Genomic DNA, 16,075 nt, shown 5'->3' on the forward strand with positions numbered 1-16,075 from the left:
TAGAGGTCAGTAGTTAGTTACTTATGATTTGCGTTTGATACATTTTATCAGATTCTACCATTTTAACGATTAAGTTATTAAATATGGTGGCTTTGCTCTGTGATCGATTTATCCTAAAACAGAACTCATTAAAATATCTATTTAAATTGTGTTCACTAACCCAAGAATACGTAGTTCTTATCCATGATTTCACTTGATGTATCATAGTATGCAGCGCTTTAAAGTTTAACCCTTTATTGCTTTCAATTTGGGTAATGTTGTAAGCTTTCGCTATCGGTCTATACCCTCTCCACTTATCAGTAACAACTTCGGCTTTTCTACTAATATGATTGATAAAGATGTACTGTAATGATTCTGCCGAGAAGTTGTCAATCTTCATTGCATACATTCTTTTGACCTTTCCATCCTCAGTAAGCTGAACTGCCGTTATTGCCTTCTTTTTCTTGCTGTTGTAGCTTCGTTCCACTTTCTCTTTTTCCCTTCCGCCCAAAACAAATTCATCTACGTGGACAACCCCGTCCATTGGATTATTGCCGCTAGAGGACATCGCTTCCCGTATTTTGAGCATAAACAACCGAGCTGTCTTTTCTGTAACCCCATAACGAACTCCCATATAACTAGCCGATAAGCTCTTGGTCGTGGTTGACATTTCAAAACATATAAAAAAAGCCTTTCTGACACCAAATTTAACCTTATGAAAAAGGGTGTTTGCCGTGGCAGATTCCGTATGACGGCAGATATTACATTGTCTGCCAAAATTCTTGAGCAATTGGAAGGCAGTATGATTACATTTCAAGCACTTGTAAGGTGTTTGTGATTTAAGATACCCTAAGTATTCTTTACAATCTTCGTCAGTTTTAAACCGATCAGAGAACTCTAGAAGATTTTGACCTTTAAATATGTCCATAATTTAATATATTTACTGTCAACTAAAATACGCATTTAACTACTGACCTCTATAAATTTTTAAGCAAAAAACGAAATTAGTTTAATAAAAAGCCATAGCTATACGTAGAACTGCGTAATCTTTAAAACAAAAAAAAACAAAGGCTCAGGATTTTAAATAGTAATATTCAAAATTTCTTTACAGCCAAAAATTATAAGTAGCAATCAATCGTACAGTATTGGTTTTTATTTTGCCTTCTCGTGTATCTTTATTTTTATTCACATCTGTTAAACCAACGTCATTTCTATATTGCAAAGTAATATCAGTATTATTTTTAAAGTAAAATATAGTTCCTACTCCAAAGGCTAGACCATAATTGTAATCTTCAAAATTTATAAATAATGGGTTAAATTCATTTGATTCTGCCTTATTAAAATAGTTTACAAATCCACCACCATCAATAAAAAACTGTTTTTTACCACCAAACTTATAACGAAACAATAATGGGATGTTAAAAAAATTATGCTTCTCTTTAAAGGTCTCTGCACCCGATTGATTCGCATTATTATCAAAATAAGTAATCTCTTTTTTCTTTACTAATTGCTCAGAATTAAATGCTGCTACTATGGATAACTCATCATTTATTATGTATTCAATATTAGCTCCAAACATAATACCTAATTCAAAATCTCCTTTAACTGGATAATTAAAACCTCTGAGATTTGTATACTGTCCTCCAACATTAAGTCCAAGTTTTAGTTTCTTTTGCGCAAATGACTATGTACTAAAATACAAACAAAACAAAAGTGTAATTATAACTGATTTTCTCATATACTTAATTGATTAAAACTCTAAAGTAAAAATCACACCTTCTAAGAAGGTGGCTTTGGGTTGCCCCTAAAAGGGGCTGAAACGCTTAGCCCTAAAAATCAAACTTTTGTTGATTCGCTTCTACTGCTTTTTCTTCTTTTTCTTTATACTTTACATATTTTCATATCATTTCCTCATATAGTCCTACTGTACTAACAAAATAACCTCGTACCCAAAAATGATTTCCCAAATAAGGTTTTTCTTTTAACTTGGGATATGTCTTAAATAATTTAATTGCAATTTTTCCTTTTAAAATTCCCATTAGTTTTGAAATTGAAACTTTGGGTGGCACTGAAACTAACAAATGGACATGGTCTTCTTGAACATTTAATTCCTGAACTTCGCAGCTCTTCAATTCGCATAAAGAACGAATATCTCTCTCAACCAACGTTTTTATAACGCCTTTTAATATTCGTAATCTATATTTTGGAACCCAAACAAAGTGATAATCACATTTATAAATAACATGACTAAGTTTCTTATATTTGCTCATAGCACAAATATAGGCATAGCCTTTAGAACATGACCACCTGAAAAGCAAGTGGTTTTATAAGGGAAAATAAAAATTTTAGTTTATTTCAACTAAAGCAATTTCAATAAAGACTTACTCTTCTGGATGCATAAAACGTTGTTTACCCAAAAGCACTTCTTCAGTCTCTACATGGTCTTCATCTGGCACGCAACAATCTACAGGGCAAACCGCTGCACACTGAGGTTCTTCATGAAAGCCCATGCACTCAGTACATTTATCTGGTGATATGTAATAGATTTCATCACTTATAGGTTCTTGCGTTTCTTCTGCGTCAACTTCTCTACCATTAGGTAATACAACTTTACCGACTAAACTTGTACCATCTGCATAACGCCAATCGTCAGCTCCTTCGTAAATAGCAGTATTTGGACATTCTGGCTCACATGCTCCACAATTAATACATTCGTCTGTGATTATAATTGCCATAGTAATTTATTCTTTTTCTTTTTATTGCGTAATTTTGCAGATGCAAAAATAGAGCCAAAACATCGTATAACCAAACACTAGATGGATTTACAACAAAGAATTAACGCATTCGCAAAATTAGGTGAGTTTTTAAGTCAATTTAAAACTGAAGGTATTGAAAAAAATGATTCTGTTATTGCTAACGATTTGTTTTTTGATGGCCTTAAACATCAACTTAAACTTGCAAGAGAACATAATGGATGGTTTACCGAAAAGAATATTTTTTTTAGTATTAAATCTTGGTCTAATGTGTTGACAAACAAAAATATTATCCTCTGGACTAGCAAGTATAACTTTAATGTAGTAAAACCAAAAAATGTTGCTATTATTATGGCAGGAAATATTCCTTTAGTTGGTTTTCATGATTTTTTATCTGTTCTTATTTCTGGCCATAATGTTTTAGTAAAGCAATCCTCTAACGATAAATACCTTCTGCCTTTTTTAGCTAAGTATTTAGAAATTGTAGAACCAGAATTTAAAGGCAAAATAAAATTTACAGAAGAAAAACTTCAGGATTTTGAAGCTGTCATTGCTACAGGCAGTGACAATACAGCACGTTACTTTGAATATTATTTTAAGGACAAACCGTCTATTATTAGAAAAAACAGAAATTCTGTCGCAGTGCTAAGTAACAATGAAACAAAAGAGCAACTAGAAGCATTGTCTAATGATATTTTTAGATATTATGGATTGGGCTGTAGAAACGTCTCAAAATTGTTTGTACCAACTGATTATAATTTCGACGCCTTCTTTAATGCTGTTTATAAATGGAATCCTATTATCAATGAAGCCAAATATGCTAATAACTACGATTACAATAAGGCTGTGTATTTAATGAGTGAATTCGATATGTTAGAGAATGGATTTTTAATGATTAAAGAAGATGAAAGCTATGCGTCACCAATAGCTACTCTATTCTTCGAGCATTATGATAGCACTTCAAGTTTACAACAAAAGCTAGCAATAGATAAAGACAAAATACAATGTGTTGTAGCTAATGACTTTTCGGATAGTGAAATAGCATTTGGTAAAACTCAAAACCCACAACTGACAGAATATGCCGATAATGTGGATACTCTAGAATTCTTGTTAAAAATTTGAATTAAAAATTATCAATTTCGCAACGCATTTTAGGCAATTAATTAGCACCTTTGTAGCTGTTTAAATTAAAACATCAGGATTGTTTTTTAATGATCCTGAAATAAATTCAGGATAGAATGAAAAAACATAATTTTAGTGCTGGCCCATGTGTATTGCCAAAATCGGTAATTGAAAAAGCTTCAGAAGCCGTTTTAAATTTTGACGACGGTTTATCGCTTTTAGAAATATCTCATCGCAGCAAACCATTTGTAGATGTAATGGAAAATGCTAGATCCTTAGCATTAGAATTGTTAGGCTTAGAAGGAAAAGGTTATAAAGCCTTGTTTTTACAAGGCGGAGCAAGTACTCAATTTTTAATGGTCGCATTAAATCTTTTAGAAAAAAGAGCTGGTTACTTAAACACTGGTACTTGGGCAGATAAAGCAATAAAGGAAGCTAAAATATATGATGATATCTATGAAGTAGGTTCTTCTAAAAGTGCAAATTTTAATTATATACCAAAAGGTTACGATATACCAGATGATTATGATTATTTCCATTGCACATCTAACAATACCATTTTTGGAACGCAAATGAAAAAATTTCCAAATTCACCAATACCAATGGTATGCGATATGAGTAGTGATATTTTTTCGCGTCAGCTAGATTTCTCGAAATTTGATTTAATATATGCTGGTGCTCAAAAAAATATGGGTCCTGCAGGTACAACATTAGTTGTTATAAAAGAAGATATCTTAGGTAAAGTATCACGTAAGATGCCATCTATGATGGATTACAAAGTTCACATTAGCAAAGGAAGTATGTTTAATACACCACCTGTTTTTCCTGTATATGTTTCTATGCTAACGCTACAATGGTTAAAAAATTTAGGTGGTATTAAGGCCATAGAAGAAGAAAACGAAAAAAAAGCACGTTTTATTTATTCTGAAATTGATCTAAACCCGCTATTTAAAGGTTACGCTGTTAAAGAGGATCGTTCTAATATGAATGCAACATTCACTTTAGAAAATGAAAATTTAAAAGAAACATTTGAAGCAATGATAAAAGAAGCTGGAATTAATGGCTTAAACGGACACCGAAGTGTTGGTGGCTATAGAGCATCAATGTATAATGCCTTATCTCTAGACAGTGTAAAAGCACTCGTAGAAGTAATGAGCGAATTAGAAAGTAAGGCTTAATCCCATCCTCAATCCTTCTCTTTGTGAGGAAGTTATAAAGACAAGAAAAAATTGTAAAAAAATATTAACTATAAAAATTACCCAAAAGAGTTCTCTTTCCTCAGGAAAGGGATTGGGACAGAAACATGAAAGTATTAGCAAACGACGGAGTTTCTCAAAGCGGTATTAAAGCTTTAGAAGCAGCTGGATATGAGGTGATTACAACAACAGTTGCACAAGAGCAATTAGAGAACTATATCAATGAAAATGAAATTACAGTATTGCTAGTAAGAAGTGCTACAACTGTAAGAAAGAATATAATCGACAACTGCCCTAGCCTAAAAATTATTGGTCGTGGTGGTGTTGGCATGGATAATATAGATGTAGATTATGCACGTAGCAAAGGACTAAACGTTATTAATACACCAGCTGCATCATCTCATTCAGTGGCAGAATTAGTTTTCGGTCACTTTTATGGATTAGCACGTTATTTACATAACTCTAATCGCGATATGCCTTTAGAAGGTGACTCTAACTTTAAAGGTTTAAAGAAAACTTATGCAAAAGGAACCGAATTAAAAGGTAAAACTTTAGGTATTCTTGGTTTTGGGCGTATCGGCCAGGCCACAGCAAAAGTTGCTCTAGGTGCTGGAATGAAAGTTGTTGCTTTCGATCCGTTTTTAAGCAAAGCAAATTTAGAGTTAGACTTCTTTGATGGTCAAAAAGTGAGTTTCGAAATCGATACCATTTCTAAAGAAGACGTGTTAAATCAATCAGACTTTTTAACACTACATGTACCAGCTCAAAAAAATTACGTTATTGATGAGGCTGAATTTAATCAAATGAAGGATGGTGTTATTATTGCAAACGCTGCACGAGGTGGAGTTATTAATGAAGTAGCACTTGTTAATGCTTTAGAAAGCGGTAAAGTATCTAGAGCTGCTTTAGATGTATTCGAAAAAGAACCAAAACCAGAGATTCAATTATTAATGAATCCTTTGTTATCATTAACGCCACATACAGGTGCAGCAACAAATGAAGCACAAGATAGAATTGGTACTGAATTAGCTGAACAAATCATAAATATATTAGGCTAACAAAGCTTGTTTTCTCGAGGAGAATTTTCAAAAAAATGTGACCAAAGCAAATTAAATGAGTCCTACAATTGTTAGGGCTTTTTTTGTACCTTGATAACTGAATTTTATTAACCTTAATTATACATAACAAAATGACAGGAATTTTAGACTTATTAAACAGTGATTTAGGAAAAACCATCATTAGTGGTGTTTCTGGTTCCACAGGAACAGATCAAAATAAAACAAGTAGTGTATTAACTATGGCGTTACCTGTGCTTATGAAAGCAATGGAGCGCAATGCTTCTACTCCAGAAGGAGCACAAGGGCTTATGGGAGCGTTAAGTGGTAAGCACGATGGTAGCATTTTAGATAACCTTAGTGGTTTATTTGGTGGAGGCGTTGACGAAAACGTAAAAACTGATGGTTCAAAAATTCTTGGATATGTCTTAGGAAATAAACAACAAGGAGTAGAGCAAGTTATTGGGCAAAAATCTGGTTTAGATGCTGGGTCTGTTGCAAACATTCTAAAAGTAGCTGCACCAATTTTAATGGGTGTTTTAGGAAAGCAAGCAAAACAAAATAATATAAGTTCTCAGAATGACTTAGGTGGTCTTTTAGGTGGTTTACTTGGAGGAAATGACGCTAAACAAGAACAAGGTTTCTTAGAAAAAATATTAGATTCAGATGGTGATGGAAGCGTTATTGACGATGTTGCTGGAATGGTATTAGGAGGAGGAAAGAAAAAAGATGGTATTGGTGGTCTTTTAGGTGGTTTATTCGGAAAATAGACATATCTACATTATATATACAAGAGCAGTTCTAATGGAGCTGCTTTTTTGTTTAAAAACCCAAAATCCATGATGAATGATGAGTTTACTCATTCATAAGGCTAGTTTACAAGATTAGGGTTTTATATTAACGTGTTATCATGTTAATTTGTAGTGTTAAATGAAAATATAAACTATAAAACACTCACAAATTTTTAATACCTTTAATACTTATGAAAAAGATTATCTCATTCATTATTTTTATAATACTTATTGCTAGCTGTAAATCTTACAATAGCACTCAAGTTATTAATAACGACCACGAAAACAGCTTGGTGAAAAGTGATACTGTAAGGATAAGCAGTGACGAGACTGATTATGAAATCATTATAATAGATCCTGGATTTAATTTTTGGCTTGAGGGAACAGCGCAACCAAGAGGCTATTACTCACAACAATTTTTTGAGACAAGAAACGCACTATTAGTACAGGCTTGGAATCAGAGAAACTTGCAACCATCTCTTTTCGACCCTAACCTATATGAACTTCGTATTGATTATGATACACGCACTGATTATGGCTATGAAGTCAACTACAAATTGTATAATTATTTCTTATATTTTCAGATAAAATATAAGCAAAGATTGACCTCTTTTATTCCTAGAATTTAGTGTATTTTTGCAGCACTTTTAAAGTGTTATGGAAAAATTCAAAAAACATTGGGAAATTCAACACAACTGGCAATTACTATTTCCCTTTTTTGGTATTATTGTTTTGGGCTATTCGGCTTTTAAGATCGCAAATTCTTTTTTAAAAAATTATGGAATGTTCTTTACCATAATAGCATCAGTTATTATCTTTTTCTCGTTGTTAAAATTAACACTTTTCTTATTCAAGAAACTTGAAAAAAAATGGATTCTAGATTATAAATGGGAAATGATTAGGGTGTTTATCATATTTGCGATTACAGGGTCATCCTCTATTTTAGTAGGACGACCAGTTATTAAGCTACTCGGAATTACTAAAGAAAACTTAAACCCTATCCTCTACTGGATTTTATTTATTATAATTGGGCTCATTTTCTATCAATTACTATTGGTAACTTTTGGCTGGCTATTTGGACAATTCAAATTTTTCTGGGAGTTTGAAAAGAAAATGTTAAGACGATTTGGACTTAAACGTTTTTTAGATTGAATTTAAAATTGGCCATGTTATCAGTATTTAAAGCATTAGCAATTCTGCTCGTGCTTGCTGTACTATTTCCCTCGGTCATAAAATTAACACATACCTTTACACATCACCAGCACGAGGTTTGTGATAGTGATAATAAGCATCAAGCCCACTTTCATGAGTCTGATTTAGATTGTGATTTTTACAAATTTAAATTAACATCCCAGTACTACGTGCAGTTGAAACCGATTCATCTGGTACCAATTAACAATAATTTCAAAATTACTAGCTCTCAATACGAGCTTGTTAGTGATTATCAAAAACTTCAAACTGCTTTAAGAGGCCCTCCTCAATTGATTTAATTAGCACATTTTCTTTATTAATTATTAAATCAATTTTTTATGAATCGTATTATATTCACAGTGCTGTGTTTTACATGCACTACTATTTATGCTCAAAATAAAATCAGTGGTAAAGTTATAGATAAGGCCACATATGAACCGCTAAACTCTGCAACACTTTATTTTCCAGAATTAGAAACTGGAACATCCACGGACGAGACTGGTAATTTTTCAATAGAATTGGCCGAAGGAAACTATAAACTAATTGTATCCTCTATTGGTTATAAAACCAAATCCATACTCATTTCTAGTCCATTTGATCAAAAAATAACTATAGCATTATCTGAGTCTGCAATAGAAATGGAAGAGGTCATTGTTTCTACTCCGTTTCACAAATTACAAAGTGAAAATGTAATGAAGGTAGAACAGAAAAAAATAACCGAATTGAGAACTAATGGTGCCGTAACGCTAGCTGAAGGTATTACAACTATAGCTGGTGTAGAAAGTATAAGTACAGGAAACAGTATTGGTAAGCCTGTAATAAGAGGTTTAAGTTCTAATAGGGTTTTGGTTTATGCACAGGGCATACGGTTGGAAAATCAACAATTTGGAGCCGAACATGGTTTAGGCATAAATGATGCTGGCATAGAGAGTGTTGAAGTTATAAAAGGACCTGCTTCCCTACTCTATGGAAGCGATGCGTTGGGTGGTGTTTTATACATTAATCCAGAACGCTTTGCTAATAACGACACATCATCTGCAGATGCCTCAGTAAATTATTTTAGTAATACTAAAGGCTATTCGACAAATGCAGGCTATAAATCTTCGAGCAATGGTTTTAAATTTTTATTTAGAGGGAGTCTGGCAGAACATTCAGATTATAAAACGAGCAGATATAGGGTTACAAATACGAGATTTAAAGAACGAGATTTCAAAGTAGGTATTGGTTATCAGGCTTTAAAATTTAAAACTGAGTTTAGATATAATTTGAACAATTCCAGATTAGGATTACCAGAAGAAATCGGTATTCAATCTACAAATAAAACACCTTTATTTCCATTTCAAAATATTGACAATCATATATTTAGCTCAAAATCAAAATTATTTTTTGATGCCTCTAGCTTAGATATCACTTTAGGTTATATTTATAACAACAGAAAGGAATTTGAAGAAGAGCAAAGCGAAGTTGAACAGAATGAAAATGAAATGCCAGATGCAGTATTGTACATGAAGCTTAAAACCTTTAACTACAATATTAAATATAATTTACCAAAATTTGGACGTGTTGAAACTATTGTAGGTGTACAAGGCATCAATCAAACCAACACTAATTATGGTAAAGAAATTTTAATTCCAGATGCCACAACAACCGACATTGGAGTTTTAGCAACATCGCATATTCATTTTGAAAAAATAGATATACAAGTAGGCGGACGTTACGATTATAGAGAAATTAATATTGAAAACAATGCCACACCAAACTTCAACGCATTCAATGGTGCCTTAGGTTTTAAGACTAATATCTTTAAAAAAGTAACTGCAAGGTTAAATCTCGCATCTGGTTTTAGAGCACCAAACCTATCAGAATTAAGTTCTGATGGCACACACGAAGGTACAAACAGATACGAGATTGGGGATTTAGGCTTAAAAAGCGAGCAAAACTTTCAGGTTGATTTAGCTTTGGAATTCAAAAATCAGCATTTTGAGCTATTTGCAAATGCTTTTTACAATCAAATAAATGACTACATTTTTCTAACACCCAATGGTGAATTTATAGATGGCAATCCTGTATTCTTATATCAGCAGGAAAATGCACGTTTGTATGGTGGCGAATTTGGGTTTCACCTTCATCCACACCCTTTAGACTGGTTGCATTTAGAGAGTAGTTTTGAAACGGTTACTGGCCAACAAGATAATGAAGACTATCTCCCTTTGATCCCAGCAAATTCTTTAACAAACACTTTAAGAGTAGAATTAAATTCTAAAGCCATTGAAAAAAGGTATGCATTTATAAAAGTACGTTCAACTTTTACCCAGAATAATGTTAGTGTTTTTGAAACAGAATCCGAAGGTTATAATCTACTCAGTGCTGGTTTAGGCGGTACATTTCAGCTGTTTAATAATGATATAGATATTATTGTAGCTGCAACAAATATTTTAAATACAAAATACATTCATCATTTATCGCGCTTAAAACCAGATAGTATTTTAAATATGGGACGGAATATAAATGTTGGTATAACTTACACTATGTAATAAAAAAACACTCAAAAGTGTACTTTTTTATGCTTTAGCTACTGATTTTTTTGAATTAAAAACATAAGTATATAGCCACATTAATGTAAATGTAGGTATAACATCAAGAAAAGGCAATGCTTCTTCTACAAAGGATATAACTGCAGCAATCTTACCTTCTCTTCCTTTGTACAATTTGGTCATTAAATAGGCTGATAATGGTGCCCAAACGAAATCGAATGGTGGGAATATTAAAGATACATATCCCAGAGCATCAAACAATAAGCTCAGTAAAAGTATTTGGTGTTTTTTCATGAAAATTATATTTTCATTTCCGAGTCATCAGAAATCTATTTTTTAAGTGTTAACCCACGTTATTAAGTACAATAAGTATTCCAAAAATGAGTAATGACATTTTTACATTAATTAGGTGTTAACAGTCTTCAAAACTTTTTAACTTTTAATTAAGAACGTTGCATAATGTGAGAACGTAGATTTGTGCTATTAAAGTGCAATAACCGCTTAATCAATGTGCCTTTAATTGCACACTTAATTATCATCAATTAATCAAATATGAACTTTCGTTCTTTATTATTTTTATTGTTTATTTGTTTATCTAAGACAGCGACTTCACAAGACAAAAAATCATTGAATATTCAGCGTACAACTGATGTCCCCAAAATTGATGGTGTTTTAAATGAAGAAATTTGGACTAATGCCGAAATAGCAACCGATTTTGTTCAGTTTCGTCCAGAGATAGGAAATATAAGAGACAAAAGTCAGCGTACAGAAGTAAAGATCGCTTACGATGATAATGCCATTTATATCGGTGCGCATTTGTATGATAATCCTGATAAAATCATGAAGCAATTGACATCTCGTGATAATTTTGGGCAATCCGATTTTTTATTGGTAGTTATAAATCCAAATAACGATTCTCAAAACGATACTAACTTTATTGTCTTTAGCTCTGGTCAGCAAGCAGATGCTATTGTCAATCCTAGTATTGGTGAAGATTATAGTTGGAATGCCGTTTGGGAAAGTGCTGTTAAGATTGTGGATGATGGTTGGGTTGTAGAAATAAAAATACCATATAGAACCTTACGATTTTCCGATCAGGAAAAACCAGTTTGGGGATTACAAATTCGTAGGCAATTTAGACGTGAGCGAGCAGATTACAGTTGGAGTCCTATTGACCCTACAAAAGGAAACACAGGTATTTATCATGGTGAACTTAAAGGTTTAAATGGAATTAAACCACCAGTAAGACTTAACCTTTATCCTTTCTCAACAGGAATTATTAACGATTTTGATGGAAATACAGATACTGACTTAACCTTCGGTATGGATGTAAAATATGGAATAACGGATAACTTTACACTTGATGCGACTTTGGTGCCAGATTTTAGTCAGGCTGGTTTTGACAATCTAACGCTCAACCTTGGTCCTTTTGAGCAAACTTTTTCTGAAAAACGCCAATTTTTTACTGAAGGTGTTGATCTGTTCTCAAAGGGCGGATTATTTTTTTCTAGACGTGTTGGTAATAGACCAAGTGGTAAACTTAATTTAAACGAAAATGAAGAGGCTAATGTTTCTAATGAGGTTAAAGTACTTAACGCTGTTAAAGTCTCTGGTAGAACAAAAAATGGTCTTGGAATTGGTTTTTTCAATGCCATAACAGAAAAAACAGAAGCTTCAGTAACAAATACACTTACAGGTGAAAAACGTAGCGAAGTCGTTGAGCCTTTTACTAATTATAACATTTTAGTTGTAGATCAGCAATTTAATGGAAATTCTGCTGTAAGTTTAATTAATACCAATGTTACAAGAAATGGAAGTTTTAGAGATGCAAACACTACGGCCTTAGTCGCTAATCTCATAAACAAAAGAAACACTTATCAAATTAAAACTGAATTAAGAATGAGTAATGTTAATTACCAAAATTTAGATTTAGAAACTGGATTTAGCAGTTCCTTATTCGCTGGTAAAGTGCATGGTAACTTAAGATATAGTTTCAATCATAAATATGCAGATACAAAATACGACATTAATGACTTAGGTCTTAATCTTAGAAATAATCAAAATGATTTTGGTGCTGACGTTTCTTATCAAACTTTTGAACCTACTGGAAATCTAAATAGTTACAGAATAAATGGTTTTATTAATTATCGCAGACTAGTAGATCCTAACGTTTTTTCAAAATTTAATATTGGTGGTGGTTATCGAGCTTCTACTAGAAAGTTAGATGCCTATGGTTTTAGATTGAATATAGAACCAGGCGAACAATACGACTATTTTGAATCTAGAGATGGACGCGCATTCATTTTTGAAAATTTTTTAAGTACAGGAGCCTGGATTTCTACAAATTACAATAGAGTTTTTGCAATAGATGTAAGAGCAAACATTGGTACGCTTTTCGAAAACGGAAGAGATCTTTTTACTTATGACCTTCAAATTAAACCTAGAGTAAGAGTTAGTGACAAGTTATTACTATCATACGGTTTAAATTTTGATTTCAGAAATGGTTCTAGAGGTTATGCTACTAGTGAGAATGACGAACCTGTATTTGGTGAACGTAACAGACAACGGCTTACTAGCACACTATCTGGTAACTACAATTTTAACCCTTTTCATTCCCTAGCATTAAGCTTCAGACATTATTGGGATATTGTAGATTACGATACCGAACTTTTTACACTTTTAGATAATGGTCGTTTAACTACAAACTCTGGTTATACTATTGATAATGTTAGTGAAAATCCTAACATTAACTTTAGCACATGGAATATAGACCTTAGTTATTCTTGGCAATTTGTACAAGGTAGTTTTTTAACTTTTTTATATCGTAATCAACTTTTTAATAACGGCGAAAATGTACAAGATCGTTTTAATGAAAGTTTAAATCTATTATTCGATCAGCCTGTTCAGCACACGTTTTCGTTACGCCTGCAATATTTTGTTGATTTTAATGGAATAAAATCAATCTTCAATGGCAACAAATCTGCATCCTAATATTGCGCATTAATCCATTAAGTATTAATTTCACAATTAATGAGTAAAACAATAATTTCTGCAAAGCACATAAAAAAATCCTATAAAGATCTTAAAGTCTTAAAAGGTGTAGATTTAACAATTTCTGAAAGTGAAATTATTTCTATCGTTGGTGCATCTGGAGCTGGCAAAACAACTTTGCTGCAAATCTTAGGTACATTAGATAAACCAGACTACACAGCAGAGACCGAATTAGTTATCAATGGTCAGTTTATAAAATCTTTAAATGACAAAGCCTTAGCTAAATTTAGAAATAAAAATATTGGTTTTATATTTCAATTTCATCAATTACTACCAGAGTTTACAGCATTAGAAAATGTATGCATTCCTGCATTTATTAATAATACTCCAAAAGCAGAAGCTGAAAAACGTGCTAAAGAATTATTAGAGTATTTAGGCTTAAGTGAGCGAATACATCACAAACCAAACAGTATGTCTGGCGGAGAACAACAACGTGTCGCTGTGGCAAGAGCCTTAATAAATAAGCCTAATATTATTTTTGCAGATGAACCATCCGGAAATCTAGATAGCGAATCTGCAGACCAACTCCACCAACTTTTCTTCAAACTTAGAGATGAGTTTAAGCAAACCTTTGTTATTGTAACTCATAATAAAGAGTTAGCATCTATGGCAGATCGAAAACTGACAATGGTTGATGGAAAGATCGTTTCTTAAGCTTCATCTGTGTTTCACGTTGAGTTATAAGTTGTGTTGTCGCAGAGTAAAATATTACCCTTTTATTGATTTTTCCAAATAAAAAATCAGAGAAGCCTTCATTTGATATGTCTAGTAAATTTAATGATATGAGTCGGTTTTATACTCAATTTAGTTGAGAGGAGGAGGATTTATATCAAACGATTAGCCAAATTGGTTTTTAAAACATTAAATATTTAGATAAATACTTATGCAGCATCAAATAGTTTTTAAATTCTGGTATTCAAAATCTGTTTAAATAAAAGCTCGATTTCTATTCTATTAAACTTGCAAAATCTGTAATTTTGCAGTGCTTTAAAATTTCAAAAATTATGAGTTACAGAATAGAAAAAGACACAATGGGTGAGGTAAAAGTCCCGGCCGATAAACTTTGGGGAGCACAAACAGAACGTTCTCGAAATAACTTTAAAATTGGCGCACCTGCATCTATGCCGTTAGAAGTCGTTTATGGTTTCGCTTATTTAAAAAAAGCAGCAGCTTATACTAATTGCGATCTTGGCGTTTTAACTAAAGAAAAACGAGATTTAATTGCTAAGGTTTGTGATGAAATTTTAGAAGGGAAACACAATAATCAATTCCCTTTAGTAATCTGGCAAACAGGTTCTGGGACTCAGAGTAATATGAATGTTAATGAGGTAGTTGCAAACAGAGCACACCAAATAGCAGGAAAACTTATTGGTGAAGGCGAAAAAACCATACAACCCAATGATGATGTAAACAAATCCCAATCTTCTAACGATACTTTTCCTACTGGTATGCATATTGCTGCTTATAAAAAAGTTGTAGAAACTACTATTCCAGGAGTCATTCAGTTACGTAATACTTTACATAATAAATCTATAGAGTTTAAGAATGTAGTAAAGATTGGTCGTACACATTTAATGGATGCAACTCCGTTAACTTTAGGTCAGGAATTTTCTGGTTATATTTCGCAATTAGACCATGGTTTAAAAGCTGTTGAAAACACTTTAGCACATTTAAGTGAATTAGCTTTAGGAGGAACAGCGGTAGGCACAGGGCTAAACACACCCGAAGGTTACGATGTTTTAGTAGCCAAATATATTGCTGAGTTTACAGGCTTACCATTCATAACTGCAGAAAATAAATTTGAAGCATTAGCAGCACATGATGCTATTGTAGAAACACATGGAGCATTAAAACAACTTGCTGTATCCTTAAATAAAATTGGCAATGATATAAGAATGATGGCTTCTGGTCCTCGTTCTGGTATTGGTGAAATTATTATTCCTGCAAATGAACCAGGAAGCTCAATTATGCCAGGAAAAGTAAATCCGACACAATGTGAGGCATTAACTATGGTTTGTGCACAAGTTATGGGTAACGATGTCGCTATTACTGTTGGTGGTACACAAGGGCATTATGAACTTAATGTGTTTAAACCTATGATGGCAGCAAACATTTTACAATCTGCTCAATTAATTGGTGATGCTTGTGTGAGTTTTGATGAAAATTGTGCTAGTGGCATCGAACCTAATCATGAGGTTATTAAAGAATTATTAAATAATTCTTTAATGCTTGTTACGGCTTTAAACACCAAAATAGGCTATTATAAGGCAGCAGAAATTGCTAATACAGCACATAAAAATGGAACAACTCTAAAAGTAGAAGCTATTAATTTGGGTTATGTTTCTGCAGAAGATTATGATGAATGGGTAAAACCAGAAAATATGGTAGGAAGTTTAAAGTAAT

Annotated in this window: 14 protein-coding genes and 1 pseudogene; 10 read left to right on the forward strand and 5 right to left on the reverse strand. The window is 32.7% G+C overall.

Going from position 1 to position 16,075, the window contains the following annotated elements; translation table 11 throughout:
- Window positions 1–13: 13 nt before the first annotated feature.
- From AAC053_RS07640 to AAC053_RS07655, 4 genes and pseudogenes are all read right to left on the reverse strand, one after another.
- A complete protein-coding gene (locus AAC053_RS07640) occupies window positions 14–907 on the reverse strand; it encodes an IS1595 family transposase (RefSeq protein ID WP_339754902.1) in 894 nt (297 codons plus the stop codon).
- A gap of 177 nt (window positions 908–1,084) precedes the next feature.
- Window positions 1,085–1,648: pseudogene (locus tag AAC053_RS07645) on the reverse strand (outer membrane beta-barrel protein); the annotation flags it as partial.
- Window positions 1,649–1,877: 229 nt separating this feature from the next.
- Complete coding sequence (gene tnpA, locus AAC053_RS07650; RefSeq protein ID WP_339754905.1) at window positions 1,878–2,249, reverse strand: IS200/IS605 family transposase; 372 nt, start codon at window positions 2,247–2,249, stop codon at window positions 1,878–1,880.
- Between the two features lie 111 nt (window positions 2,250–2,360).
- Complete coding sequence (locus AAC053_RS07655) at window positions 2,361–2,714, reverse strand: 4Fe-4S dicluster domain-containing protein (RefSeq protein ID WP_339754909.1); 354 nt, start codon at window positions 2,712–2,714, stop codon at window positions 2,361–2,363.
- 81 nt (window positions 2,715–2,795) lie between these two features.
- Here AAC053_RS07655 and AAC053_RS07660 point away from each other — a divergent pair, with 81 nt between their 5' ends.
- The 7 genes from AAC053_RS07660 to AAC053_RS07690 all read left to right on the forward strand — a co-directional run bounded on the left by AAC053_RS07660 (window position 2,796) and on the right by AAC053_RS07690 (window position 10,621).
- Entirely contained in the window at window positions 2,796–3,854 is a 1,059-nt protein-coding gene (locus AAC053_RS07660; protein ID WP_339754912.1) for an acyl-CoA reductase, read from the forward strand.
- Window positions 3,855–3,970: 116 nt separating this feature from the next.
- Entirely contained in the window at window positions 3,971–5,032 is a 1,062-nt protein-coding gene (gene serC, locus AAC053_RS07665) for a 3-phosphoserine/phosphohydroxythreonine transaminase (RefSeq protein WP_339754915.1), read from the forward strand.
- Window positions 5,033–5,157: 125 nt separating this feature from the next.
- Entirely contained in the window at window positions 5,158–6,108 is a 951-nt protein-coding gene (locus AAC053_RS07670) for a D-2-hydroxyacid dehydrogenase (RefSeq protein ID WP_339754918.1), read from the forward strand.
- Between the two features lie 131 nt (window positions 6,109–6,239).
- Window positions 6,240–6,875 carry a DUF937 domain-containing protein gene (locus tag AAC053_RS07675; RefSeq protein WP_339754922.1) on the forward strand — a complete coding sequence of 212 codons (636 nt, stop codon included), beginning with the start codon at window positions 6,240–6,242 and terminating at the stop codon, window positions 6,873–6,875.
- 212 nt (window positions 6,876–7,087) lie between these two features.
- A complete protein-coding gene (locus AAC053_RS07680; protein ID WP_339754925.1) occupies window positions 7,088–7,525 on the forward strand; it encodes a DUF6146 family protein in 438 nt (145 codons plus the stop codon).
- 28 nt (window positions 7,526–7,553) lie between these two features.
- Complete coding sequence (locus AAC053_RS07685; protein ID WP_339754928.1) at window positions 7,554–8,048, forward strand: DUF6787 family protein; 495 nt, start codon at window positions 7,554–7,556, stop codon at window positions 8,046–8,048.
- A gap of 377 nt (window positions 8,049–8,425) precedes the next feature.
- Entirely contained in the window at window positions 8,426–10,621 is a 2,196-nt protein-coding gene (locus AAC053_RS07690; RefSeq protein WP_339754931.1) for a TonB-dependent receptor, read from the forward strand.
- A gap of 27 nt (window positions 10,622–10,648) precedes the next feature.
- On the opposite strand, the gene AAC053_RS07695 is transcribed toward AAC053_RS07690, so the two are convergent.
- A complete protein-coding gene (locus AAC053_RS07695; protein ID WP_339754934.1) occupies window positions 10,649–10,915 on the reverse strand; it encodes a hypothetical protein in 267 nt (88 codons plus the stop codon).
- A gap of 258 nt (window positions 10,916–11,173) precedes the next feature.
- Between AAC053_RS07695 and AAC053_RS07700 the strand changes: the two genes are divergently transcribed.
- From AAC053_RS07700 to fumC, 3 genes are all read left to right on the forward strand, one after another.
- Window positions 11,174–13,612: a DUF5916 domain-containing protein gene (locus AAC053_RS07700; RefSeq protein ID WP_339754936.1), complete on the forward strand. Its 2,439-nt coding sequence runs from the start codon at window positions 11,174–11,176 to the stop codon at window positions 13,610–13,612.
- A gap of 51 nt (window positions 13,613–13,663) precedes the next feature.
- Window positions 13,664–14,326: an ABC transporter ATP-binding protein gene (locus tag AAC053_RS07705; protein ID WP_339754975.1), complete on the forward strand. Its 663-nt coding sequence runs from the start codon at window positions 13,664–13,666 to the stop codon at window positions 14,324–14,326.
- Window positions 14,327–14,676: 350 nt separating this feature from the next.
- Window positions 14,677–16,074 (forward strand): class II fumarate hydratase, encoded by a 1,398-nt coding sequence (gene fumC / locus AAC053_RS07710; protein ID WP_339754939.1) that lies wholly within the window; start codon window positions 14,677–14,679, stop codon window positions 16,072–16,074.
- Window position 16,075 lies beyond the last annotated feature (1 nt).

This window comes from uncultured Winogradskyella sp. (assembly GCF_963975125.1).
Classification (GTDB): domain Bacteria; phylum Bacteroidota; class Bacteroidia; order Flavobacteriales; family Flavobacteriaceae; genus Winogradskyella.

What these genes read in the sequence shown, in the direction of transcription:
- AAC053_RS07640 (WP_339754902.1), bottom strand. Translation starts at nt 907, where the DNA reads ATGGACATATTTAAAGGTCAAAATCTTCTAGAGTTCTCTGATCGGTTT.
- tnpA (WP_339754905.1), bottom strand. Translation starts at nt 2,249, where the DNA reads ATGAGCAAATATAAGAAACTTAGTCATGTTATTTATAAATGTGATTAT.
- AAC053_RS07655 (WP_339754909.1), bottom strand. Translation starts at nt 2,714, where the DNA reads ATGGCAATTATAATCACAGACGAATGTATTAATTGTGGAGCATGTGAG.
- AAC053_RS07660 (WP_339754912.1), top strand. Translation starts at nt 2,796, where the DNA reads ATGGATTTACAACAAAGAATTAACGCATTCGCAAAATTAGGTGAGTTT.
- serC (WP_339754915.1), top strand. Translation starts at nt 3,971, where the DNA reads ATGAAAAAACATAATTTTAGTGCTGGCCCATGTGTATTGCCAAAATCG.
- AAC053_RS07670 (WP_339754918.1), top strand. Translation starts at nt 5,158, where the DNA reads ATGAAAGTATTAGCAAACGACGGAGTTTCTCAAAGCGGTATTAAAGCT.
- AAC053_RS07675 (WP_339754922.1), top strand. Translation starts at nt 6,240, where the DNA reads ATGACAGGAATTTTAGACTTATTAAACAGTGATTTAGGAAAAACCATC.
- AAC053_RS07680 (WP_339754925.1), top strand. Translation starts at nt 7,088, where the DNA reads ATGAAAAAGATTATCTCATTCATTATTTTTATAATACTTATTGCTAGC.
- AAC053_RS07685 (WP_339754928.1), top strand. Translation starts at nt 7,554, where the DNA reads ATGGAAAAATTCAAAAAACATTGGGAAATTCAACACAACTGGCAATTA.
- AAC053_RS07690 (WP_339754931.1), top strand. Translation starts at nt 8,426, where the DNA reads ATGAATCGTATTATATTCACAGTGCTGTGTTTTACATGCACTACTATT.
- AAC053_RS07695 (WP_339754934.1), bottom strand. Translation starts at nt 10,915, where the DNA reads ATGAAAAAACACCAAATACTTTTACTGAGCTTATTGTTTGATGCTCTG.
- AAC053_RS07700 (WP_339754936.1), top strand. Translation starts at nt 11,174, where the DNA reads ATGAACTTTCGTTCTTTATTATTTTTATTGTTTATTTGTTTATCTAAG.
- fumC (WP_339754939.1), top strand. Translation starts at nt 14,677, where the DNA reads ATGAGTTACAGAATAGAAAAAGACACAATGGGTGAGGTAAAAGTCCCG.